Origin of the sequence: Aeromonas enteropelogenes (genome assembly GCF_020097295.1) — a bacterium.
In the GTDB taxonomy this organism is placed as follows: domain Bacteria; phylum Pseudomonadota; class Gammaproteobacteria; order Enterobacterales; family Aeromonadaceae; genus Aeromonas; species Aeromonas enteropelogenes.
Window position 1 is genome coordinate 2,250,402 of record NZ_CP083625.1, and the last position, 24,319, is coordinate 2,274,720.

A 24,319-nucleotide genomic window follows, 5' to 3' on the forward strand; every position below is an offset into this window, starting at 1 on the left:
GAAATGAAATCTTTGTTTCAACGCATCGCTTCGGCAGAAGAGTCTGTGCAAATAGCTGAAAAGCGTCGCTTCATTACTCTGGATACCTATGATGCCATCCCGGGAGAAGCGGCCCCTGGCGTGCGCCATGTAGGTGGTTCCTGACTCTTGATTGCACGCTGATGCATACCAGCTCAAGGTAGCAGCCGCAGGACATAGCTCAGAGCAATAAGCTATAAGCGATTGATGTCAAAAGGGTTACACTGACTGGCCTGCACACTGGAAGAGCCCCTTATGTACCGACCCGAGATTGCCGAGATTGAACCCGTTGCCCGCGCCGCGGGGGAGGCCATCATGGCCATCTACAGCCAGCCCTTTGCGGTAGAGTACAAGAGTGACGAGAGCCCGCTCACTGCCGCCGACAAGGGGGCCCACGAGGTGATAGTGCGAGCGCTTGCCAGGATCACGCCGGATATCCCCGTGCTGTCGGAGGAGTCGGGCCCGCAAGTGATGGCCGAGCGGCTGGGGTGGCGGCGCTACTGGCTGGTGGATCCTTTGGATGGCACCAAGGAGTTTGTCTCCCGCAACGGCGAGTTCACCGTCAATATCGCGCTGATTGCAGAGGGGGCACCGCGCTGGGGGCTGGTCTACGCTCCCGTGCTGGACAAGCTCTGGTATGGCGGCAAGGGGCTCGGTGCCTGGTGCATCGCCGATGGCAAGTGTGAGGCCATCCAGACACGCCCACACCGGGAAGGAAGCCCCTGGCGGGTGGTGGGCAGCCGCAATCACCTCTCCCGGGAGACCCTCGACTATCTGGCACGCTTTGGTGACATGGAACGGGGCGAGATTGAGCTGGTCTCCATGGGCAGCTCTCTCAAGTTCTGCATCATCGCCGAGGGGGGCGCCGAGCTCTATCCCCGTCTTGCGCCCACCTGCGAGTGGGACACGGGCGCCGCCCAGGCGGTGCTGGAGGGGGCCGGCGGCAGCGTAACCCGGCTCGATGGCGAGCCCCTTGTCTACAACAAGCCGGATATCCTCAATCCCTGGTTTGTCGCGAAGGCCTGATCGGGTGTTGCTGGCAGCCGAGGCAGAAAAAAGAGGCCGGACAGTATCCGGCCTCTTTGCATCCATCGTTTGCGGCAGCGCTCTCTTAAAAGACCTTCTTGAACGGTTTGACCGTGACGCTGGCATAGATGCCGGCCGCCACATAGGGATCGGCATCGGCCCAGGCCCGGGCATCCGCCAGGCTGGCAAACTCGGCGATGACGGTACTGCCGGTGAAGCCGGCATCGGCCGGATCCTCGGCATCGATGGCCGGGTTGGGGCCGGCGGTCAGCAGACGTCCCTCATCCTGCAGCGCCTGCAGACGGGCCAGGTGAGCGGGGCGAGCCTGTTTGCGCAGCGGCAGGCTGTTGGGAACATCTTCCGAATAGATGAGATACCACATGAGAGCGTCCTTTTCTTGATGCGATTATTTTTTCAGCTCGCCTTTCTGCTCGGCGGGCAGGTGGCGATAGAGGTAGGCACCGCTTAGCAGGGTAAAGACCAGGGTCATGCCGAGCAGGCCGAATACCTTGAAGTTGACCCAGATCTCCTGCGGCAGATTGAACGCCACATAGAGGTTGAGCAGGCCACAGACGGTGAAGAAGCCGACCCAGCCGAGGTTGACCTTGTCCCAGATGGCATCTGGGGCTTGCAGCTCCTTGGCCAGCATCTGCTTGATCAGGTTCTTGCCAAAGCCGTAGCGGCTGATGAGCAGCCCCAGGGCAAACAGGGCGTTGACCACGGTCACCTTCCACTTGATGAAGGCGTCATCGTGGAAGAAGACGGTGAGACCGCCGAAGAAGCCGACCAGCAGGAAGGTGAACAGCTGCATCTTCTCGACCTTGCGATAGCGCACCCAGCCATAGATGAGCTGCAGGCCGGTCACCACCACCAGGGCGCCGGTGGCCATATAGATGTCGTAGAACTTGTATACGGCAAAAAATACAATAAGTGGAATAAATTCAATAAATTGCTTCATATCTGGCCCATCGCCCTCAAAATTTGGTTCAGTTTACCTGCAAGGTGGATAACGGCAAATGAATAAGACCGCTCATTTTGCATCCGGTTCCCTGTCGCTACTCTGGTCGAACATCTGGCCGGCAATCTCGCCGCCGAGGCGTTTCTGATCCGCCAGCAGCTCGCGGATATGGCGCTCTTCGATAAGCGGATTGAGCAGCACGGCCCGCAGCAGGGTAAGGGGTTGGGCACCGTAGCGCACCACCGCCCGCTGGGTGCGGGAGACAAAGCTGTGCCCCTCGGCCCGCTGGGCCTTTTGCAGGGCGACATTGAAGGCGTTGATCTGCGCGTTGGTAGCCTCGTTCAAGGGCTTGCCCTGCAGATGGGGCGGAATGCAGCGGTAGGAGAGCAGGTTCATCACGGGGGCCGACATCAGCTCGAAGGCGGGATCCGCATCGATGAGCGCCGCCATCAGGCGTGCCCGATCGTAGTTGGCCTCGATCAGGCTGGCGTAGCCCTGCTGGCCAAACAGCTGGAAGGCGGCGTCCAGATAGAGGGCGTTGGCGGGGCGGGTTCCTTCCAGGGTGAAGCGTCCCTGATCAAAGGAGCTGGCGCGAATGGCGTAGGGGGCCTCGCGCTTGACCGTCATCATCAGATCCGGCTGGCGGCAGAGCAGCATGCCGGTACCGAGCGGCACCAGCAGTTGCTTGTGGCCATCCAGGGTGACGGTATCGGCCCGCTCGATCCCCTCCAGCAGCCCCTGATAGCGGGGAGAGAACAGGGTCGGGCCGCCCCAGGCGGCATCCACATGAAAGTGGATCTGCTCGCGCTCGGCGATGGACGCCAGCTCTGGCAGGGGATCGATGGAGCCAAAGTCGGTACTGCCGGCGACGCCGACCAGTGCCAGCACCTTCAGCTTCTGTGCCTTGCACTGGGCAAGGGCCTGCTCCAGCGCCGCCAGGTCGAGCCGGTTGCGCTCGTCGGTGTCGAGGCGCCACACGCTTCTGGCCCCCAGCCCCAGCAGATCCATCCCCTTGTCGAAGGAGTAGTGCATCAGCCGCGAGCCCAGGATCACGGCGCCGCGATAACCCTGCTCATAGAGGGCGAACAGGTTGTCGCCACAGGCGCGGTTGCGTGCCAGCCAGAGGGCGGTGACGTTGGCGATGGTGCCGCCGCTGGTCATGACGCCAAGGGCTGCATCCTTGGCATGCATCTGCTCGCCATAGAAGTCGTCATCGGCGCGGTAGATGAGGCGGTGCAATTTGGCCAGAACCTCCCGCTCAAGAAAGCTGAGCAGACGGGATGACTCCATCTTCATCGGATTCTGGTTGAGCATCACCAGCAGGCGCGATAGCTCGGCGGTGAAGGCCGGTAATGGTGCCGTCATGTGCCCCATGTAGCGTGGTGAAGTGAGGTGGGAGGCGCCGAGCACCAGGATGGCCAGCCGGGCCAGATAGTCGTCGATGCTGATGCCCTGGGTCGGCATGCGGGACTGATCGAGCTGGTGGGTGAACTGCTTGCGCTGGTAGGGAGCCTGGCTGTCATCCGAGTGGTGAAAATGCTCCAGCAGGGCGGTCATCGCCTCGCCAAAGGCCGGGGTCGGTTGTGTAAACAGCTCAGTCAGCTTCATCAGGTTCTCCAGACCAGATCACCGGGGTCGGTGTGCATGTCCCTTGTCGCGGGCGTCGGCGGCAGAGCATACACCATAGGGGGGGAGGGTGACAGCTATCCCCTTTTTTAAGCTAACACTTGTACACTGAAAATGGGCTCGGTAGAGTGGAGCCAGTTATCGTGGAGTGCGTATATGAGTGGTGAGATGGATTACTCCCCCCGGGAGGAGCTGGCCAACCGGCTGAGCCATGGGGCTGGGCTGCTGCTGGGGATCGTCGGTCTGGTGCTGTTGCTCGTCAAGGGATGGGAACAGGGAACCCGGGCGCTGGTCAGCTATGGCCTCTACGGGGGCAGTCTGGTATTGCTCTACCTCGCCTCGACCCTCTATCACAGTGTGGCGGAAGGAAAAGCCAGGCGCTGGTGCAAGGTCTTCGACCACTGCGCCATCTATCTGCTGATCGCGGGCACCTATACCCCCTTTCTGCTGGTGACTCTGGATACGCCGCTGGCGCGTGGCTTGATGGCGGTTATTTGGGGGCTGGCGCTGGCGGGAGTGGTGTTCAAGCTGGTCTTCATCAACCGATTCAAGCGGTTGTCGCTTTTTACCTACCTGATGCTGGGCTGGTTGTCGCTGCTGGTCATCTATCAGCTCTATATCCACCTGGCCGGTGCCGGCTTGCTGCTGCTCGCCCTGGGCGGACTGGTCTACAGCCTGGGGGTCATCTTCTATGTGGCCAAGCGCATTCCCTATAACCACGCCATCTGGCATCTGTTCGTGCTGGGGGGCAGCATTTGTCACTTTGCGGCCATCTATGGTTATGTTGCTGACTAGCCCTTAATTGGTATTTATCGCCGTTTTAAAGGATAAATTCGTGCGGTATCACACAGTTGGCCCCGGCTTTTACTGACAAGCTAGTCACAGTTTCAATTTGCAAAGGATGCACAAGATGAGTGATATCGCGCTTTCCATCAGCATATTGTCGCTGGTGGCGGTGCTGGGGCTGTGGCTGGGCAACTGGCGGGTCTATGGCGTTGGATTGGGAATAGGGGGGGTGCTGTTCGGTGGCATCATAGTGGGCCACTTCGCAGGGGTCTCCGGCTTGGCGCTGGATTCGCAGACCCTTCATTTTATTCAGGAATTTGGCCTGATCCTGTTTGTCTATACCATCGGCATCCAGGTCGGTCCGGGCTTTTTCTCCTCCTTGCGCAGCTCCGGGCTCAAGCTTAACGGCTTTGCCGCCCTGCTGGTGCTGCTCGGCTGCGTGGTGGCTGTGGTTCTGCATCAGCTGTTTGATGTGCCGCTGCCGGTGATCCTCGGGGTCTTCTCTGGCGCGGTCACCAATACCCCGTCACTCGGTGCCGGTCAGCAGATCCTGGGCGAACTCGGCGCCGCGCCCGGTTCGACCGGCCTGATGGGGATGGGTTATGCGGTGGCCTATCCATTCGGCATCTGCGGCATCCTGATCACCATGTGGCTGGTGAGAGTCTTCTTTCGCATCAAGATCGACGATGAAGCCGCCCTGTTCGAACAGCAGACCGGCAAGACCAAGGAGAGCCTGCAGACCATCAATATCGCGGTGCGCAACCCCAACATGCATGGTCTGATGCTGAGCGAGATCCCCAGCCTCGACGAGTCCGACGTCATCTGCTCCCGCCTCAAGCGCGGCGAGGAACTGATGGTGCCGAGGCCCGAGTCCCGCATCGAGCTTGGGGATCTGCTGCATCTGGTTGGCGAACGCCACGCCCTGCACAAAGTGCTGCTGGTGCTGGGAGAGGAGGTGGAGACCTCTCTCTCGACCCGTGGCACCGATCTGCGAGTGGAGCGGGTGGTGGTTACCAACGAGCAGGTGCTCGGCAAAAAGATCCGCGATCTCGACATCAAGCAGAAGTACGATGTGGTGATCTCCCGCCTCAACCGGGCTGGTATCGAACTGGTGCCGACCAGTCAGACCAGCCTGCAGTTCGGTGACATCCTCAACCTGGTGGGGCGGCTCGACGCCATCGAGGCGGTCACCAATGTGGTGGGCAACGTGCAACAAAAACTGCAGCAGGTGCAGATGCTGCCGGTGTTCATCGGTATTGGCCTCGGCGTGCTGCTGGGATCCATCCCCTTCTATCTGCCGGGATTCCCCGCTGCCCTCAAGCTGGGGCTGGCGGGCGGGCCGCTGGTGGTGGCGCTGATCCTGTCGCGGATCGGCAGCATCGGCAAGCTCTACTGGTTCATGCCCCCCAGCGCCAACCTGGCGCTGCGAGAGATTGGCATAGTGCTGTTTCTGGCGGTGGTCGGCTTCAAATCAGGCGCTGGCTTTGTCGATACCCTGATCAATGGTGATGGCCCGGCCTGGATGCTCTATGGCGCCGCCATTACCCTGATCCCGCTGCTGGTGGTCGGCGTGCTTGCTCGTCTATATGGCAAGATGAACTACCTCACCCTGTGCGGTTTGCTGGCGGGCTCCATGACGGATCCTCCCGCCCTGGCTTTTGCCAACGCCATGCATCCGACCAGCGGGGCCAGCGCCCTCTCCTATGCCACCGTTTACCCTCTGGTCATGTTCCTGCGGATCATCTCGCCGCAGCTGCTTGCCATCATCCTCTGGGCAGGTGCCTAGTCGAGTGCCCAAACGGGAGCCTGCCTGATCAGGCTCCCACCATCATCATTTGCAATCTATTGATAGAATACACTTTATTGCCACACCTCCGCTTTGCAACACCCTTCTGTCTGGCTGAAAATTCGAGGTTTAAATCAGTCGATCTGTTCGAATTTTCGAACTGGTTATTTGCACCATCAAGGAGCAAAGTACGCTGTGGTTTTTTGTATGCCAAAAACAGGACTCAGGAGCGAAGATGATCACCAATAGCATTACCTTGGCACAGGGCGTAACCGTTACCCAGCTGAAAGGAGAGGTCTATCTGCTGGCCGCAGATGGCAGCCGCAAGCTGTTGGCTGAAGGTGATGTAGTGCCAAAAGGTGCTGTGATCATCTCTCCGGAGGGGGGGAGTTTTCTCGGGGGGGAGCAACAGTTCACCCTGAGCCCCGCAGAAGAACCCCGTGAACAAGCCCAAGAGGCAGAAACCCTGCTGGCGCAAAATGAAACAGCCGGTGCGCCGGATGATATCAATGCGCTGCAACAGGCGATCCTGGGGGGCGCCGACCCGACCCAGACCTTTGAAGCCTCGGCTGCCGGCGGGGCTCCTGCCGCCGGTGGTGGCGTGGGCGGAGTGGCCGGTGCCAGCGGCAACGGTGGCTTCGTCACTATCGACCGTACCGGTGATACCACCATCTCCCAGGCCGGTTTCGACACGACCTACAACACCAATGCTGAACCCCCGCGCGATGCGCTGGGAGGGGAAGATCAGACATTTATCTCCACCAACCTGACACTCTCCGCAGCACCTCGAGTGAGTGAAGGTGGCACTATCACCTTCACTGTGTCAGTGGATACACCGGTTTTTGGTACCGATCTGATAGTTACTCTCTCCAACGGTGCCGTTATCACTATCCCTGTCGGCCAGAGCTCGGGTTCCGTGACCGTTGCAGCCCCCAGCGACACTCCTTATGTCGATCCGTCAACCATCACAGTCGCGATCACCGGCACCCAGGGTGGTGGCTTCAATCAGATCATTATCGGTCCTTCGACGACCACCGAGATTAACGACACCGTCGACACCACCACAGTGACTTTGAGCGCTCCGGCGCAGGTCAATGAAGGGAGCCAGATCACCTACAGCGCCAGCGTCAACAACGCGCCGCAAGACGATCTGGTGCTGAGCCTGTCGAACGGGGCGAGCATCACCATCAAGGCAGGCGAGCTGAGTGGCAGCGTGACGGTCGCCGCGCCTGGCGACGATGTCTACAAAGATGGCAGCAACCTGACGGTGAGCATCACTGGCAGCAGCGGCGGCAACTACGAAAAACTGGATACCAGTAGCACGGTGACCACCGAGGTGGCCGATACGGTGGACACCACCACAGTGACCCTGAGCTCGGCCACCCATGGCCAGGACGTGGTCGAGGGCGGCAGCATCGTCTACACCGCCAGCGTCAACAACCCGGTGACCGGCAGCCCGCTGACCGTGACCCTTTCCAACGGCGTGGTCATCACCATCCCGGTGGGAGCCAGCAGCGCCAGCAGCGATCCGGTGCCGGTTCGTGGTGATGACATTTATCAGCAAGGTGAAGAGTCACTGAGCGTCACTATCGATAAGACCAGCGGCGGCAATTACGAGAATGTGGTTACCACTGGCACCATCACCAATACCGTGGTGGATGATCAGGATGCGCCGACACTGACTCTGACTGGGGATGCCAATGTGGTCGAGGGGGGCAAGGCGAGCTACACCCTGACCATCAGCGACGCGCCGAAAACCGATCTGACCGTCAAGGTGGTGGTGGGTCACATCACTACCGACGAGGGGGATGTGCAGGCGGTGACCCGCGACCTGGTCATGAAGGCGGGCACCACCTCGGTGAGCTTCGATGTAGCGACCTTGGACGACGTCTACGCCGAGCCGGCCGAGCAGTTCCGGGTGAGCGTGAGCGAGACCAGTGGCGGCGGTTACGAGCAGGCGCCAGCGCTGCCAGGGGCGGTGACCACCACGGTGACCGACGAGCCGCAGGGCCAGGGCGACCAGGTATCGGTGACCATCGAGAGCAATGGCGATGTGAGCGAAGCCGACCAGCCGGTGTTTACCATCAAGGTGAGCCAGGCACTGGACAGTGACCTGACCGTCACCCTGAGCAACGGCGAGCAGGTGGTGATCAAGGCGGGCGAGAGCCAGACCACTTACAGCCCGGACGCGCAGGGCGACGACGTGTTCAAGGACGGCGAGACCCTGACCGTGGGTATCGACAGTGCCAGCGTCGTTGGCAAGAGCTTTGAAAACCTGACGCTCGGTGGCGACGCCAGCGTCCGGATCAGCGACACCGAAAGCGAGGTGGTGGCGACCCTGACGGCGGACAAGACTACCGTGGCCGAAGGGGGTGAGGTGACCTACACCGTGACCCTGACCAGCAAAGACGGTTTGCCGGTGAGTGGCCACAACGGTCTGAGCTTTACCCTGAGCAACGGCGAGACCATCACCATTGCTGCGGGCGAAACCAGCGGCAGCGTGACAGTGACCGCCGGGGACGACGTCTACAGCGGTGGCCAGGCGGACCTGAGCGCCAAACTGACCGGCGTGAGTGGCGCGGACAACTTCGAGCAGCTGACCCTGGGCCAGGAGACGGTGACCACCACGGTGACCGATGAGCCGCAGGGCCAGGGCGACCAGGTATCGGTGACCATCGAGAGCAATGGCGATGTGAGCGAAGCCGACCAGCCGGTGTTTACCATCAAGGTGAGCCAGGCACTGGACAGTGACCTGACCGTCACCCTGAGCAACGGCGAGCAGGTGGTGATCAAGGCGGGCGAGAGCCAGACCACTTACAGCCCGGACGCGCAGGGCGACGACGTGTTCAAGGACGGCGAGACCCTGACCGTGGGTATCGACAGTGCCAGCGTCGTTGGCAAGAGCTTTGAAAACCTGACGCTCGGTGGCGACGCCAGCGTCCGGATCAGCGACACCGAAAGCGAGGTGGTGGCGACCCTGACGGCGGACAAGACTACCGTGGCCGAAGGGGGTGAGGTGACCTACACCGTGACCCTGACCAGCAAAGACGGTTTGCCGGTGAGTGGCCACAACGGTCTGAGCTTTACCCTGAGCAACGGCGAGACCATCACCATTGCTGCGGGCGAAACCAGCGGCAGCGTGACAGTGACCGCCGGGGACGACGTCTACAGCGGTGGCCAGGCGGACCTGAGCGCCAAACTGACCGGCGTGAGTGGCGCGGACAACTTCGAGCAGCTGACCCTGGGCCAGGAGACGGTGACCACCACGGTGACCGATGAGCCGCAGGGCCAGGGCGACCAGGTATCGGTGACCATCGAGAGCAATGGCGATGTGAGCGAAGCCGACCAGCCGGTGTTTACCATCAAGGTGAGCCAGGCACTGGACAGTGACCTGACCGTCACCCTGAGCAACGGCGAGCAGGTGGTGATCAAGGCGGGCGAGAGCCAGACCACTTACAGCCCGGACGCGCAGGGTGACGACGTGTTCAAGGACGGCGAGACCCTGACCGTGGGTATCGACAGTGCCAGCGTCGTTGGCAAGAGCTTTGAAAACCTGACGCTCGGTGGCGACGCCAGCGTCCGGATCAGCGACACCGAAAGCGAGGTGGTGGCGACCCTGACGGCGGACAAGACTACCGTGGCCGAAGGGGGTGAGGTGACCTACACCGTGACCCTGACCAGCAAAGACGGTTTGCCGGTGAGTGGCCACAACGGTCTGAGCTTTACCCTGAGCAACGGCGAGACCATCACCATTGCTGCGGGCGAAACCAGCGGCAGCGTGACAGTGACCGCCGGGGACGACGTCTACAGCGGTGGCCAGGCGGACCTGAGCGCCAAACTGACCGGCGTGAGTGGCGCGGACAACTTCGAGCAGCTGACCCTGGGCCAGGAGACGGTGACCACCACGGTGACCGATGAGCCGCAGGGCCAGGGCGACCAGGTATCGGTGACCATCGAGAGCAATGGCGATGTGAGCGAAGCCGACCAGCCGGTGTTTACCATCAAGGTGAGCCAGGCACTGGACAGTGACCTGACCGTCACCCTGAGCAACGGCGAGCAGGTGGTGATCAAGGCGGGCGAGAGCCAGACCACTTACAGCCCGGACGCGCAGGGTGACGACGTGTTCAAGGACGGCGAGACCCTGACCGTGGGTATCGACAGTGCCAGCGTCGTTGGCAAGAGCTTTGAAAACCTGACGCTCGGTGGCGACGCCAGCGTCCGGATCAGCGACACCGAAAGCGAGGTGGTGGCGACCCTGACGGCGGACAAGACTACCGTGGCCGAAGGGGGTGAGGTGACCTACACCGTGACCCTGACCAGCAAAGACGGTTTGCCGGTGAGTGGCCACAACGGTCTGAGCTTTACCCTGAGCAACGGCGAGACCATCACCATTGCTGCGGGCGAAACCAGCGGCAGCGTGACAGTGACCGCCGGGGACGACGTCTACAGCGGTGGCCAGGCGGACCTGAGCGCCAAACTGACCGGCGTGAGTGGCGCGGACAACTTCGAGCAGCTGACCCTGGGCCAGGAGACGGTGACCACCACGGTGACCGATGAGCCGCAGGGCCAGGGCGACCAGGTATCGGTGACCATCGAGAGCAATGGCGATGTGAGCGAAGCCGACCAGCCGGTGTTTACCATCAAGGTGAGCCAGGCACTGGACAGTGACCTGACCGTCACCCTGAGCAACGGCGAGCAGGTGGTGATCAAGGCGGGCGAGAGCCAGACCACTTACAGCCCGGACGCGCAGGGTGACGACGTATTCAAGGACGGCGAGACCCTGACCGTGGGTATCGACAGTGCCAGCGTCGTTGGCAAGAGCTTTGAAAACCTGACGCTCGGTGGCGACGCCAGCGTCCGGATCAGCGACACCGAAAGCGAGGTGGTGGCGACCCTGACGGCGGACAAGACTACCGTGGCCGAAGGGGGTGAGGTGACCTACACCGTGACCCTGACCAGCAAAGACGGTTTGCCGGTGAGTGGCCACAACGGTCTGAGCTTTACCCTGAGCAACGGCGAGACCATCACCATTGATGCTGGCCAGACCAGCGGCAGCGTGACAGTGACCGCCGGGGATGACGTCTACAGCGGTGGCCAGGCGGACCTGAGCGCCAAACTGACCGGCGTGAGTGGCGCGGACAACTTCGAGCAGCTGACCCTGGGCCAGGAGACGGTGACCACCACGGTGACCGACGAGCCGCAGGGCCAGGGCGACCAGGTATCGGTGACCATCGAGAGCAATGGCGATGTGAGCGAAGCCGACCAGCCGGTGTTTACCATCAAGGTGAGCCAGGCACTGGACAGTGACCTGACCGTCACCCTGAGCAACGGCGAGCAGGTGGTGATCAAGGCGGGCGAGAGCCAGACCACTTACAGCCCAGCGGCGCAGGGTGACGACGTGTTCAAGGACGGCGAGACCCTGACCGTGGGCCTGAAAGAGGCGGTGGTTGACGGCAAGAGCTTTGAAAACCTGACGCTCGGTGGCGACGCCAGCGTCCGGATCAGCGACACCGAAAGCGAGGTGGTGGCGACCCTGACGGCGGACAAGACTACCGTGGCCGAAGGGGGTGAGGTGACCTACACCGTGACCCTGACCAGCAAAGACGGTTTGCCGGTGAGTGGCCACAACGGTCTGAGCTTCACCCTGAGCAACGGCGAGACCATCACCATTGCTGCGGGCGAAACCAGCGGCAGCGTGACAGTGACCGCCGGGGACGACGTCTACAGCGGTGGCCAGGCGGACCTGAGCGCCAAACTGACCGGCGTGAGTGGCGCGGACAACTTCGAGCAGCTGACTCTGGGCCAGGAGACGGTGACCACCACGGTGACCGACGAGCCGCAGGGCCAGGGCGACCAGGTATCGGTGACCATCGAGAGCAATGGCGATGTGAGCGAAGCCGACCAGCCGGTGTTTACCATCAAGGTGAGCCAGGCACTGGACAGTGACCTGACCGTCACCCTGAGCAACGGCGAGCAGGTGGTGATCAAGGCGGGCGAGAGCCAGACCACTTACAGCCCGGACGCGCAGGGCGACGACGTGTTCAAGGACGGCGAGACCCTGACCGTGGGTATCGACAGTGCCAGCGTCGTTGGCAAGAGCTTTGAAAACCTGACGCTCGGTGGCGACGCCAGCGTCCGGATCAGCGACACCGAAAGCGAGGTGGTGGCGACCCTGACGGCGGACAAGACTACCGTGGCCGAAGGGGGTGAGGTGACCTACACCGTGACCCTGACCAGCAAAGACGGTTTGCCGGTGAGTGGCCACAACGGTCTGAGCTTTACCCTGAGCAACGGCGAGACCATCACCATTGCTGCGGGCGAAACCAGCGGCAGCGTGACAGTGACCGCCGGGGACGACGTCTACAGCGGTGGCCAGGCGGACCTGAGCGCCAAACTGACCGGCGTGAGTGGCGCGGACAACTTCGAGCAGCTGACCCTGGGCCAGGAGACGGTGACCACCACGGTGACCGACGAGCCGCAGGGCCAGGGCGACCAGGTTTATGCCCAAATCAGCGTGGACCAGTCGAGCGTGGCCGAAGGTGGCCAGCTGATCTATACCGTTAGCCTTGTTGATGGCAAGGGTAATGCTGTCACCGTCCCTGCCGGTAAAGAAGTGGTCGTCAACCTTGCATGGGGCGGTCCTGCTGCTAATGACTCCGATACGACGGGGCGGTTGAACTCGGTGACCATCGGCTCTGATGGCAAGGCAACATTTACCGTAAACACGGTTAATGATGCGACTTATGAACCGTCAGAGGGGCTGGTCGCGACTATCAGTGGCATTGGTAGCAATACGGCATTCGAGGCCATTGTCGCTGATGCCGGCAAGGATCGCGTTACTTCTACCATCTTGGACAATGATGCGCCGCCGAGTGTCGTGGTGAATGGCAGTGTGACCGTATCGGAAGAGGGATTGGCCGGTGGCTTGTCAGATAATGGCGGTAACACGGATACGACCAACTCGGTGGTGGGTTCCGGTACGCTGGTCGTGAATGATGTCGATAGCAGCCGTGTGACGGTGACTCTGAGCGGGCCTTCCAATCTGACTTCGGGTGGTCAGGCCATTACCTGGATCATGGTTGGTCAGACACTGGTAGGCAGCGCTGCTGGCAAGGCAGTGATCGAGGTGGCTCTGACGGCTCCGAATGCGAGCGGCAAAGGGGAGTGGACCTATGTCGTGACCCTTAAAGGGCCAGTCGATCACCCTGTCGCAGGCCAAGAGGATACGCTTCGCTTCGACCTGGACGTAGCCGTGAGTGATGGACAGTCCAGTGTCATCAGCAAGCTGCCGATTATTATCGAAGATGATGCTCCAATAGCCGGTAACAGCGTGGCTGTCTCTGTCACCAGTACCCAGATCCCGGATGTTTTGACCGGTAAATTCAGCCTGACTGGATATTCCGGTGACAAGTCGATGATCGATGCCGGTCGTTTCACCATTACGGCCAAAGGGTTCGAATCTGCCACGTCCTCCAAGTTGATCGATGCCTCTGTCAATGGCTCGTCGGATGGCATCGGGGTCAAGAGCGTGGGGGCGCCTTATCACAACCTGTCGAATGAAGTGGATTTCCGCAAGTTTGCGGATGGCTCCAGTGCCTCCGAACAGCTGGTTTTCAAGCTGGATGCCGGTACGGTTGCTTACGGTGCCAAGCTCGAGTTCAGCAAGATCTATGGTGGTGAGCTGGAGAGCGGGGTGGTGGAGTTCTGGCGTGATGGCAAGCTGATTGCAACCCAGACGTTCAGTTCCAATACCAGTAGTGGTGATTATGCGGCCAACTTCCAGGTCCAGCTGGGAGGCTTTGACACCATGGTGATCAAGGCTACCGATAACGGTAACGCCTTCACCACCAAGGACAACAGTGACTTCACCATCAAATCTGTCGAGTTCTTGGGCTCCGATGCGCCTCAGGCTATCGCCTATGGTTCCGGGGCGGTCAATCCCCAGTGGGGGGCGGACGGCAAGGGGGCGCTCGAGCTGGTTTCCGGCGAGAGCGGACTCAAGACCGCCGCTGGTTCTCTGATCAGCTTGGTAGCCGATGGGACGAACACCCTGCTGGGTAAGGATGAAAACGGTAACCTCATCTTCAAGCTGGAGTTCACGCCAGGTAACGGTCAATGGGAATTCTTCCAGTACAGGGAGATGCAGCGTCCCGTCGGTGATGGTGATATCGACTTCGTCTTCAGGGCCGTGGACAAGGATGGTGATGGGGCCTTGGGCAGCTTCGCAGTCAACCCGTTGAGCGCTCCTACCATTGCCACCGTATCTGATGCGTCGGCGACCGAGGGTGGTTCACTGGCTCACAACGTGACTTTGACGGCCGCGACCAATATTGCGACCGAGTACAGTCTCTCTATTCTGGGGACCGGCGCTTCACCGACATCGGCCGGTGATCTGGGAAGCCTGACTTTCAGCAATGGGGTGAGCTACAACAGCCAGACTGGCAAGATTGTCGTTCCTGCGGGGGTGAGCAGCTTCACCGTGTATGTACCTGCGGTCGATGATCGCCTCGTTGAGTCGGATGAGCGGTTCCAACTGACCATAGGTGGCGTGAGCGGAGCGGGTGTCATCCACGATAACGATGCGCGTCCGACACTGGCGATTTCCGGGCAGGTACAGCTCTCCGAAGAGGGGCTGGCAGGAGCATTGCCAGATAGTCAAGGCAGTGTGGATACTACCAACAACGTTGTGGCATCTGGCAAGCTGGTCGTGCAAGACGCCGATAGCAGTCAGGTGAGTGTCACCCTCAACGGCCCCACCGGGCTGACGTCAGGGGGGAGTGCCATCACCTGGAGTATGTCGGGGCAGACTCTGATAGGCAGTGCCAATGGCAAGCCGGTGCTCGAGGTCAAGCTCACACCGCCTGATGCCACGGGTAAGGGAGAGTGGAGCTATCAGGTGACCCTCAAGGGGCCTGTCGATCACCCTGTCGCGGGTCAGGAGGATACACTTCGCTTCGAGCTGGACGTGAATGTGTCTGACGGGCAGTCGGTAACCACCGGCAAGCTGCCAATCACCATTGAGGATGACAGCCCCATGGTGGTCACGCCTCAGGCAGGGCATATCGATGGCTCGGGGATCCAGACCAATCTGATGTTGATCGTCGATGTATCGGGTTCCATGGACTATGCCTCTGGCGTTCCAGGCAAGACGAGACTGGATATTGCCAAGGAGTCACTCATTTCCCTGCTCAATACCTATGACAGTCTGGGTTGCACCAAGGTGCGTATCGTGACGTTCAGCAGTGAGGCCGATGACATCGGTGAGCGCTGGATGACGGTGACCGAGGCCAAGACCTATGTTTGGTCCTTGCGAGCAGATGGGGGCACCAACTACAAGGATGCCATCAACGAGAGTATCGATGCGTTTGCCGACCCGGGTAAATTGACGGGACAAGGTGTGCAGAATGTCAGTTATTTCTTCTCCGACGGGGAACCATGGGCAAACTATGGGGTACCCGAGAACAAGTGGCTGAACTTCCTCAAGGCAAATGACATCAAGAGCTTCGCCTTGGGAATGGGTTCTCAAATCAATCAAGATGCACTCAATCTCGCTGCCTATGACGGGGTATCCGAGCAGAACACTGATGCCATTGTCGTGACCGATATGGGCAAGCTGGATCAAGCCATCAGCGGTACGGTTCAGCGAGAAGTGAGCGGTGATCTCTTTGGCCAGGCGGGAACCGGTGCCGGTGCTGACGGTGGCGCCATCAGCACAGTGCGCGTCGATGGTCACATCTATGCGATTGAGAATGGTCGTCTGGTGAGCGGCGCAGCTCAGGGGGGAAGCTATGATGCCCAGCATCAGCAACTGATAATTACCCTGGGTAATGGTGACAAGCTGACCATTGGTCTGGTGACGGGGGAGTATCTTTACCAAACCAGTCAGCTTGGTGCTCAGAGCAAGATCATCGGTTTCGATCTGGTGGATGCGGATGGTGATAAAGCGACAGGATCGCTGGCCATCACCATCGAACCGTCAGACAACGGGCGAACCTTCGCAGGTAATGATGGCGATGATCACCTGACAGTGCTCAACGACAGCCAGGTGCATATCGCCTTGGGTGGTGTGCATGGCGGTGGTCCTCAGGTCATGATCGAAGAGAATATCGACACTCGTTCCGGTGTGACTCTCTATGGTGGCCAGGGGTATGACCATCTGACCGGGGGCCAGGGGGAGGATATTCTGATTGGAGGAACCAATGGACACGGCTCTTCCGGCCCGCTCAGCGTGGATGGCAAGCTCTACTACGGAGATGTACTGACAGGAGGGGATGGTGCCGATACCTTCCAGTGGCAACTGGGGGATGCCCTGGAGCAGGGCTCAAATAATGCAGCCATGACTCCCGATCACGCCATTGACTATATTACCGATTTCAATGTGGAGCATACGTCAGGCTGGCAACAGAGCAGTAACGGCTGGAATTACTTCAAGAGTGTGGACATCGCCCACTCCGACAAGCTGGATCTCTCCGATATGCTGGATCACAGCGGCAGCAATTTGGAGGGAGATATCAGCAAGTTGCTTTCGGCCTTCGAAGCTCAAGATGGCGTGCATTTGCAGGTGAAGTCGGCGGCGGGGAGTAATCAGGTCAGTCAGGAGATTGTCTTGCTGGGCGAGAACTTCAGTTCAATTACTGGGGATTCCAATGGGGTTTATGGCCCATCTCAGGCGGATGCTTCCCAACAGGTAATCAACTATATGTTGCAAAACCACTTGCTCGATATCGACAAGTAATCCCGGTTCGGGGCAACAAAAAGCGGCAGAGAAATCTGCCGCTTTTTTATTGTTCGAAGAGCGTGAAATCAGTTGCCGAGGGTGGCGAACAGGCTCTGCTCCAGGGTGCCGCGAGAGACGCAGACCGGCTGGATGGAGGGGGCGGGCACGCGCTCGCCGGACGACTCGACGAAGAACAGCTCGGTGTTGCCCTTGACGTTGACGGTGGCCACGCTGTTGTTGCCGCTCTGGGTGATGATCAGGTTGATCTGCAGGTTGGGGTTGCCCAGTGCGACCTTGGCACCCATGGTGCCGCAATCGAGCCACTCCAGCCCGTCGGCGGCCTGGCTCACGCTGGCGGTCATCAGACCGGAACCACGCTGGCTGTTCTCGATGCTCAGACCATGATCAGCGAACCATTTCTCGGCGCGCGCCCATACCAGATCCACCGGGATCGCCATCTCCTGGGTGTTGTTGGTGGCCTTGGCAATCGGCGGATTGTAGCGATACGCCTCACCACCATTGTTGTCACCAGCACAACCAATCAGCAGCAGCGCCAGGGCGCCCCCCATTATTTTTTTCATTTTTCTCTCGTCCATAAACAGGCCATTGGCCAACCGGTGCCCATTATCGCCGGCGCGCCATTTTCTGTCAGCAGGCATCCTGCATCCAACGCCTCGTCAATTTGTCCGCCGCTTTACAAAATGAGTTGTCTATCATAGATTTGCTCGAAATTCCTCCATAAGCGCCTCCGTGAACAACATCCTCACTCCGGATCTGCTGCAACAGATCATCGACCACTTGCCCATGAGTATCTTTTGCCGGGATAAGCAGGGGCGTTATCTGTTCGTCAATCGCCGCTTTGCCAGCGAGGCACAGTACGCCTCACCGGCGGAGCTGGTTGGCAAGACGGATGCACAGATGCCCTGGGGGGATGTGTTTCGCAGTGAAGACGAGAAGCTGCTGGCAGAGGGGAGCCCCCTGCTTAACCAGCAGCTCTATTGCCAGAACGGGGAGCGGGGCAGCTGGTCGGAGACCCACAAGATCCCCCTTTACAACGAGGCGGGGGAGCCCTGCGCCGTGTTTGGCGTCGTCAACGAAATTGCCGAGCGCAAGTCACTCGAGGAGACATTCAGGAAGCAGCAGCTGTTGCAGCGCTTTCTGCTCGATGCGATCCCGGATCTGATCCGTTTCGATGACCACAACGGTGTCTTGCTGGAGTGCAATCAGGCGTTTCTCGACTTCGTTGGCCACAACGCCGAGGAGGTACTGGGTCAGCAGAGCCAACATATTCTGGCGGCACCCCAGGGTATGGGGCCCGGAGAGTGCTGCCTGCTGGATGCTCGTGGTCAGGGGCGACACATGGATATCACCCGGGTGGATGTGCCCGGGGGCGATGGCCACTCCCTGGGAACGCTGACCCTGGGGCGCGACATCACGGGCCTGCGCACCACCCAGGCCCAGTTGCAGCAGGAGCAGCATTACGACAGCCTGACCGGGTTGCTCAAACTTTCCCGTTTTTTGCAGACCAGCCGTCATCTCGGTACCCGCAACGCCACCCTGGTGCTGATCGACCTGCACCATTTTCGCGAGATCAACGATCGCTTCGGGATCCGGATCGCCGACCGCCTGCTAAGCCAGGTGGCCAAGCGACTGCAGCAGCTGGCGCCTCCCCGCACCCTGCTTTGCCGGGTGGCGGCCGATGACTTCTGCCTGCTGCTGCCCGAGCTCAGCGAGCCGCTCTCGACATGGTGCCGCCATCTTCAGAAACAGCTGATGGAGCACTATCTGATCGAGGATCACCGTATTCAGATCCCGGTGTTTCTGGGGCTGGCCCAGGGGCGGGCGAGCGATGCCGAACGATTGCTGAGCCATGCCGAAGCCGCTCTGGCGCAGGGCAAGCAGTTGCAGCAGAACTACACCCTGTTCGATCCCGCACTTCATGCCAGGCTCAAGCGGCGTCAGCTGATCGCCTCCCAGTTACCGCTGGCCATCAAGGCCGCCCAGCTGGTTGCGGTCTACCAACCCATCATCTGCACCCGTAGCCATCGGCTGCATGGTACCGAGCTGCTCTGCCGCTGGCCCCATCCAGAGCTTGGAATGATCTCCCCCGAGGAGTTCATCCCGCTGGCGGAGGAGATGGGCCTCATCGGCCAGCTCGGTCAGCTGATGCTGGAGCAGGGCTGCGCCCAGTTGGCCCAGTGGCAAGCGGCGCTGCCGGACATGGTGCTCTCCATCAACCTGTCACCGCTGCAGTTTCGGGATCCGGGGCTGTGCGAGCTGGTGCAGGGCTGCATTGCCCGGCACGGGCTCAAGGCCAGTCAGCTGGAGCTTGAGATCACCGAAGGGGTCTTGATGGAAAATGCCGACGAGATAGAGACCAACCTCGACAATCTGCTGGCCGCCGGTTTTCAGCTGGCCATCGATGATTTCGGTACCGGCTACTGCTCGCTCGCCTATCTGCCCCGCCTCAAGGTGGCGACCCTCAAGCTGGATCGCAGCTTCACCCAGGGGCTGGAGAGCAACACGGCCACCGCGGCCATCATTCGCTCGGTGATTGGCCTGGGTCATGAGCTGGGGATAGGGATCACCGCCGAAGGGGTGGAAACCCCGGAGCAGCAGCAGTGGCTGATGGAGGCGGGGTGTGATCGGCTGCAGGGGTATCTCTTCAGCCGCCCCCTGCCGCCGGAGGAGTTCGCCACCACCTATCTGGCGTAACGCCCCAAACAACAAGGCCACCCGAGGGTGGCCTTGTTGTTTGATGAGGGGACATCACTCCTGGAAGTAGGTACCCCAGCCATCGTAATCCACCCCGTATTTCTCGAGGATGGGCATCATCTTGGCGATATCGGCGACGATCGCTTCGACATTCAGCTTGCTCTCGCAGGTGGCATCGAAGCAGAAGATGGTGGCGCCGTCATCCAGCTCCATCTCCTCGGCATCGGTCACCTCAAAGCCGGCCTTGAACAGATCGACCGCGGCCTTCTCCAGACGGTCGAAGTCCTGGCAGGCGAAGTGGTGCTCAATGTCGTAATCCGCCTCGGGGTTGCTGCCGTCAGCCAGCAGTTCATTGACGATTTCGGTGGTCTCTTCACGCCACTCTTGCATATTCAGACTCATGTTGCCTCCAGGCGTTATCATTGCGGCAAAGCATACTCGCAGAGTGCATCCGGCTCAATGCGGCAGATCGGTGGTGGCAGGATAATGTTGCGGGCAGGCCCCCGTATCACCTTGAAATGGTGAATAACTGCCCATTGCGTTCAGTTGTTGAGCGAACGCGCTTTTTATCTTGCATGGCGGTTGACACCCGACGCCGGAAAGGGTTTAATGCGCGCCGTTGCCCAGATAGCTCAGTCGGTAGAGCAGGGGATTGAAAATCCCCGTGTCGGCGGTTCGATTCCGTCTCTGGGCACCACAATTCCTCCTTAGTTCAGTCGGTAGAACGGCGGACTGTTAATCCGTATGTCACTGGTTCAAGTCCAGTAGGAGGAGCCAAATTCGAAAAGCCCGCTCAATCGAGCGGGCTTTTTTCGTTTATCAGTTGCTGTTGCAGGCGGCCAGAAACAGGGTCGCCCCGCAGGTGGCGCCGAACACCAGCATACCGGTCTGCAGCACGCCGCCAGGGCTTGCCATCTTTTCCTTCTTTCTGCCCCTGATCCACTTGGGTTTCATCACGCTCTTCTCCCTGCTCGCAGCGTCCATCGGCCTGCACTTTACGTGCCGGCGAGCCATCTTGGTCGAAGGCAACATGGACGTCAATCGTCCTTGACGAAGATGTTTCCGGTCGCTGTGGCTTGCGCCATCCTGAGTATTTAACTCATTGTTAATGTTTTGAAAAACCGAAGTGACCCGGCATCTTTGCAACGTTATGATGAGGCCCACCATGTTCCCATCCTGACGGAGAGATCCCAGATGAACAGCCCCCTGCACTATGTCCTGGACGGCATCCATTGCGAGCCGCATTTTTATACCGTCCCGCTCGATCACGACGATCCGGATGGCGACAGCATCACCCTGTTTGCCCGCACCCTCTGTCGCAAGGACAAGCTGGATGACAAGTTGCCCTGGCTGCTCTATCTGCAAGGGGGGCCGGGCTTTGGGTCACCACGGCCGACCGCCAACAGCGGTTGGCTCAAGCGGGCGTTGCAGGAGTTTCGGGTGGTGTTGCTCGACCAGCGGGGGACCGGCATGTCGAGCCCGATCCATGGCCAGCTGCTGGCTGCCATGACGCCGGCGGAGCAGGCGGCGTACCTCAGTCATTTTCGTGCCGACAACATAGTGCGTGATGCCGAGTTCATCCGGCTGGAGATCTCTCCTTCCCATCGCTGGAGCCTGCTGGGGCAGAGCTTTGGCGGCTTCTGCTGCCTCACCTATCTCTCTTTGTTCCCGGACAGCCTGCGGGAGGTCTACATCACGGGGGGCGTCGCCCCGATCGGGCGCAGTGCCGACGAGGTGTATCGCGCCACCTATCAGCGGGTTGTCGACAAGAACCGCGCCTTCTTCGCCCGCTTCCCCTATGCCCAGGGCATTGCCAACCGGCTGGCCACCCATCTGCACCAGCACGATGTGCGCCTGCCCAACGGCCAACGGCTGACGGTGGAGCAGTTCCAGCAACAGGGGCTGGATCTGGGGGCCAGCGGCGCCTTTGAAGAGCTCTACTACCTGCTGGAAGAGGCCTTTATCGGGGAGCAGATCAACCCGGCCTTCCTCTATCAAGTGCAGGGGATGCAGCCGTTCAACACCAATCCGCTGTTTGCCGTGCTGCACGAGGCCATCTACGCCGAAGGGGAGGCGACCCGCTGGGCGGCCGAGCGGGTCCGAAGCGAATACCCCCTTTTCGACTGGGAACCGGGCAAGGACTTCGCCTTCACCGGCGAGATGATCTTCCCCTGGATGTTCGATCAGTTCCGCGAGCTGGTGCCCCTCAAGGAGGCGGCCCATCTGCTGGCACAGAAGCGTGACTGGGGCCGGCTCTATGATCCCGCCCGGCTGGCCCGCAACAAGGTGCCGGTGGCCTGTGCCGTCTATGCCGAGGACATGTATGTGGAGTTTGATTACAGCCGCGATACGCTGCGCACACTGGGCAACAGCCGGGCCTGGATCACCAACGAGTATGAGCACAACGGCCTGCGGGTCGATGGTGAACGGGTGCTCGATCGCCTCATCGCCCTGAACCGGGATTGCTGATCCGTCTTGGATTGTGTGGCATGAAAACAGGGGCCTGATGGCCCCTGTTTCGATTGCTCAGCTCTTGACCACCGGCTTCGGGGTGTCGGGCTGGGAGGGGGGCAAGATAGGCAACACTATTTGGGGTTGTTCACCAGTCAGGCTCTTGAGGTAGGCGGTCATGTCTTCGGCCTCCTGATCCGTCAACTGCTGGCCCAGCTGGATATCGGCCATGATCTGCACCGCCTCTTTCAGATCCCAGACCGAGCCGTCATGGAAGTAGGGATAGGTCAGCTCGATATTGCGCAGGGTGGGCACCTTGAACCAGCCGATGAACTGCTTCTCACCGGTGACGGCTCCGCGCCCCTGGGCCGGGTTGTCGGTCTTGAACGGCTTGACCAGCCCCATCTTCTGATAGGAGTTGCCACCGATGGCAGCGCCGTTGTGGCAGGCGGTACACCCCTTGTCCTTGAACAGCTGATAGCCCTTGAGCTGCTGCGCCGTCAGCGCCTTGCTGTCACCCTTCAGCCAGCGATCGAACGGCGCATTGGGGGTGACCAGGGTCTCTTCGAAGGCGGCGATGGCATCGGTCACCTCCTTGATGTCGAACTCTGCCTTGCCGTAGACGGCGTTGAAGCGGGCGCGGTATTCGGGCAGGGTGCGCAGGGTCTCCACCGCCAGCTTGTGGCTGAAGGCCATCTCCAGCGGGTTTTCGATGGGGCCGGCCGCCTGGGCTTGCAGATCCTTGGCCCGGCCATCCCAGAACTGCACGAAGTTGAGGCTGGAGTTGAGCACGGTCGGCGAATTGATCGGCCCCTCCTTCCACTTGTGACCGAGGGAGCTGACCTGGTTGTCCACGCCCCCCGTGGCCAGGTTATGGCAGGAGTTGCAGGAGATGGCATTGGATTTGGAAAGTCGCGGCTCGAAAAACAGCATCTTGCCCAGTTCGACTTTTTCCGGTGCGCTCACCTTGGCTGCTTCTATGGGTTGAATGGGTTCGCTTGCCCAGCCCATCCCGGGCAGGGCCAACACCATTAACAGACAATATTTATTCATTCTTTTTCTCTCCCTTTTGGCTGTGCCTAACAGCAGCCCCAGCCTGACCGGGAAAGCCTGGTTGTTATTTGCTCAAGATCAATTGAACACAACAAAAACCACATTAAAAACAATGAATTGGATAATTACGGACGGACTGGTGGCGGGGTCTTGCGAGGAAAAAACATGCGAATTTCTGACCAGTAATTTATGGCCTAATTCATCATTTCCCATAGCCAATTAATTAGATTGCTACCATTGAATAAAGCGATTATCCAATATGCAGAGACAGCGAGTTTATTAATTAGATTTATTTAAAATGCATTATTGAATGCCATCAATAACTCGCTGCCAATAATAAATATTCCGGTCTGAACCACTGCACCCTGCATTCCAGAAATGCCGCCCTCTTTACCTGCCTCGATGAGGAGAGGGACGGCCCGCTTTTCAATCAAGATTAGGATGCATGATGAAAACGTCTCTGCTGGCTTGCAGCCTGTTGTTCGCTCTTCCCGCGTTTGCCGCGGCCCCGCACTGGGAATACAGCGGGGCGGCAGGTCCCGACCACTGGGCCAAACTGACGCCGGAATTCAGCCCCTGTGCGGGCAGCAACCAATCTCCCGTGGATCTGACCGGTCTGGTCGAGGCCGATCTGCCCCCTCTGGTGTTTCACTACCGTGCCGGGGGCGAGTTCGCAAGCAACAACGGTCATACCGTGCAGATCGGCTATGCCCCTGGCAGTACGCTTGAGCTCGATGGCATGAGCTTCGAGCTCAAGCAGTTCCACTTCCACGCGCCGAGCGAGAATCATATCGAAGGGAAATCCTATCCGCTGGAGGGGCATCTGGTGCACGCCAATGGCAGGGGGGAGCTTGCCGTGGTGGCGGTAATGTTCGAGGTGGGCAAGGCCAATCCCGTGCTGGCCGAGGCGTGGCGGCAACTGCCAATCAAGGCGGGTGAGAGCCATGCCCTCAAGGCACCGGTTGCGGTCGAGCAACTGCTGCCCGCCAAGCGTGACTACTACCGCTTCAGCGGCTCCCTCACCACGCCCCCTTGCTCGGAAGGGGTGCGCTGGCTGGTGCTCAAGCAACCGGTCGAGGCCAGCCAGGCCCAGATCGATGCCTTCAAGGAAGTGATGCACCACCCCAACAACCGGCCGGTGCAGCCCCTTAACGGCCGTGTCGTCCTGCAATAAGGAATGAAG

Annotated in this window: 14 protein-coding genes and 2 tRNA genes; 10 read left to right on the forward strand and 6 right to left on the reverse strand. The window is 60.1% G+C overall.

Annotated features, from left to right (window positions below; all coding sequences use genetic code 11):
• Positions 1-3: 3 nt before the first annotated feature.
• Together LA321_RS10635 and cysQ are read left to right on the forward strand one after the other, a co-directional pair.
• Positions 4-144: a hypothetical protein gene (locus tag LA321_RS10635; RefSeq protein WP_156140909.1), complete on the forward strand. Its 141-nt coding sequence runs from the start codon at positions 4-6 to the stop codon at positions 142-144.
• A gap of 129 nt (positions 145-273) precedes the next feature.
• Positions 274-1,044, forward strand: a complete 771-nt coding sequence (gene cysQ / locus LA321_RS10640; protein ID WP_042070077.1) for a 3'(2'),5'-bisphosphate nucleotidase CysQ — start codon at positions 274-276, stop codon at positions 1,042-1,044.
• Positions 1,045-1,129: 85 nt separating this feature from the next.
• Here cysQ and LA321_RS10645 read toward each other — a convergent pair whose 3' ends face one another.
• The 3 genes from LA321_RS10645 to LA321_RS10655 all read right to left on the reverse strand — a co-directional run bounded on the left by LA321_RS10645 (position 1,130) and on the right by LA321_RS10655 (position 3,610).
• Positions 1,130-1,426, reverse strand: a complete 297-nt coding sequence (locus tag LA321_RS10645) for a YciI family protein (RefSeq protein ID WP_026456167.1) — start codon at positions 1,424-1,426, stop codon at positions 1,130-1,132.
• 24 nt (positions 1,427-1,450) lie between these two features.
• Positions 1,451-2,002, reverse strand: coding sequence for a septation protein A (locus tag LA321_RS10650; RefSeq protein ID WP_026456166.1), 552 nt, complete (start codon positions 2,000-2,002; stop codon positions 1,451-1,453).
• Positions 2,003-2,074: 72 nt separating this feature from the next.
• Entirely contained in the window at positions 2,075-3,610 is a 1,536-nt protein-coding gene (locus LA321_RS10655; RefSeq protein ID WP_042070076.1) for a pyridoxal-dependent decarboxylase, read from the reverse strand.
• 174 nt (positions 3,611-3,784) lie between these two features.
• On the opposite strand from LA321_RS10655, the gene trhA reads away from it, so the two are divergent.
• From trhA to LA321_RS10670, 3 genes are all read left to right on the forward strand, one after another.
• Entirely contained in the window at positions 3,785-4,423 is a 639-nt protein-coding gene (gene trhA / locus LA321_RS10660; RefSeq protein WP_042028321.1) for a PAQR family membrane homeostasis protein TrhA, read from the forward strand.
• Positions 4,424-4,538: 115 nt separating this feature from the next.
• A complete protein-coding gene (locus tag LA321_RS10665) occupies positions 4,539-6,200 on the forward strand; it encodes a putative transporter (protein WP_042028323.1) in 1,662 nt (553 codons plus the stop codon).
• A gap of 235 nt (positions 6,201-6,435) precedes the next feature.
• Positions 6,436-16,935, forward strand: a complete 10,500-nt coding sequence (locus LA321_RS10670; RefSeq protein ID WP_224212206.1) for a retention module-containing protein — start codon at positions 6,436-6,438, stop codon at positions 16,933-16,935.
• A gap of 68 nt (positions 16,936-17,003) precedes the next feature.
• On the opposite strand, the gene LA321_RS10675 is transcribed toward LA321_RS10670, so the two are convergent.
• The gene (locus LA321_RS10675) at positions 17,004-17,498 is read right to left on the reverse strand and encodes a hypothetical protein (RefSeq protein WP_042072763.1); all 495 of its coding nucleotides are present in this window, start codon (positions 17,496-17,498) and stop codon (positions 17,004-17,006) included.
• 169 nt (positions 17,499-17,667) lie between these two features.
• Between LA321_RS10675 and LA321_RS10680 the strand changes: the two genes are divergently transcribed.
• Positions 17,668-19,632 (forward strand): sensor domain-containing protein, encoded by a 1,965-nt coding sequence (locus LA321_RS10680; protein WP_042072762.1) that lies wholly within the window; start codon positions 17,668-17,670, stop codon positions 19,630-19,632.
• A gap of 54 nt (positions 19,633-19,686) precedes the next feature.
• Here the strand turns inward: LA321_RS10680 and rraB are convergent, their stop codons facing one another.
• Entirely contained in the window at positions 19,687-20,022 is a 336-nt protein-coding gene (gene rraB, locus LA321_RS10685) for a ribonuclease E inhibitor RraB (RefSeq protein ID WP_042072770.1), read from the reverse strand.
• A 231-nt stretch (positions 20,023-20,253) separates the two neighbouring features.
• On the opposite strand from rraB, the gene LA321_RS10690 reads away from it, so the two are divergent.
• From LA321_RS10690 to LA321_RS10700, 3 genes are all read left to right on the forward strand, one after another.
• Positions 20,254-20,329 (forward strand) — tRNA-Phe (locus tag LA321_RS10690).
• Between the two features lie 4 nt (positions 20,330-20,333).
• Positions 20,334-20,409: transfer RNA gene (locus LA321_RS10695), tRNA-Asn, on the forward strand.
• Positions 20,410-20,826: 417 nt separating this feature from the next.
• Complete coding sequence (locus LA321_RS10700; protein WP_042072761.1) at positions 20,827-22,101, forward strand: alpha/beta hydrolase; 1,275 nt, start codon at positions 20,827-20,829, stop codon at positions 22,099-22,101.
• 57 nt (positions 22,102-22,158) lie between these two features.
• Here LA321_RS10700 and LA321_RS10705 read toward each other — a convergent pair whose 3' ends face one another.
• Positions 22,159-23,136: a cytochrome-c peroxidase gene (locus tag LA321_RS10705; protein WP_042072760.1), complete on the reverse strand. Its 978-nt coding sequence runs from the start codon at positions 23,134-23,136 to the stop codon at positions 22,159-22,161.
• A gap of 448 nt (positions 23,137-23,584) precedes the next feature.
• Here LA321_RS10705 and LA321_RS10710 point away from each other — a divergent pair, with 448 nt between their 5' ends.
• Positions 23,585-24,310, forward strand: a complete 726-nt coding sequence (locus LA321_RS10710; RefSeq protein ID WP_042072758.1) for a carbonic anhydrase — start codon at positions 23,585-23,587, stop codon at positions 24,308-24,310.
• Positions 24,311-24,319: the final 9 nt, after the last annotated feature.

Excerpts from the sequence above, each read along its gene's own strand:
- LA321_RS10635 (WP_156140909.1), top strand. The coding sequence starts at position 4 with ATGAAATCTTTGTTTCAACGCATCGCTTCGGCAGAAGAGTCTGTGCAA.
- cysQ (WP_042070077.1), top strand. The coding sequence starts at position 274 with ATGTACCGACCCGAGATTGCCGAGATTGAACCCGTTGCCCGCGCCGCG.
- LA321_RS10645 (WP_026456167.1), bottom strand. The coding sequence starts at position 1,426 with ATGTGGTATCTCATCTATTCGGAAGATGTTCCCAACAGCCTGCCGCTG.
- LA321_RS10650 (WP_026456166.1), bottom strand. The coding sequence starts at position 2,002 with ATGAAGCAATTTATTGAATTTATTCCACTTATTGTATTTTTTGCCGTA.
- LA321_RS10655 (WP_042070076.1), bottom strand. The coding sequence starts at position 3,610 with ATGAAGCTGACTGAGCTGTTTACACAACCGACCCCGGCCTTTGGCGAG.
- trhA (WP_042028321.1), top strand. The coding sequence starts at position 3,785 with ATGAGTGGTGAGATGGATTACTCCCCCCGGGAGGAGCTGGCCAACCGG.
- LA321_RS10665 (WP_042028323.1), top strand. The coding sequence starts at position 4,539 with ATGAGTGATATCGCGCTTTCCATCAGCATATTGTCGCTGGTGGCGGTG.
- LA321_RS10670 (WP_224212206.1), top strand. The coding sequence starts at position 6,436 with ATGATCACCAATAGCATTACCTTGGCACAGGGCGTAACCGTTACCCAG.
- LA321_RS10675 (WP_042072763.1), bottom strand. The coding sequence starts at position 17,498 with ATGAAAAAAATAATGGGGGGCGCCCTGGCGCTGCTGCTGATTGGTTGT.
- rraB (WP_042072770.1), bottom strand. The coding sequence starts at position 20,022 with ATGCAAGAGTGGCGTGAAGAGACCACCGAAATCGTCAATGAACTGCTG.
- LA321_RS10700 (WP_042072761.1), top strand. The coding sequence starts at position 20,827 with ATGAACAGCCCCCTGCACTATGTCCTGGACGGCATCCATTGCGAGCCG.
- LA321_RS10705 (WP_042072760.1), bottom strand. The coding sequence starts at position 23,136 with ATGAATAAATATTGTCTGTTAATGGTGTTGGCCCTGCCCGGGATGGGC.
- LA321_RS10710 (WP_042072758.1), top strand. The coding sequence starts at position 23,585 with ATGAAAACGTCTCTGCTGGCTTGCAGCCTGTTGTTCGCTCTTCCCGCG.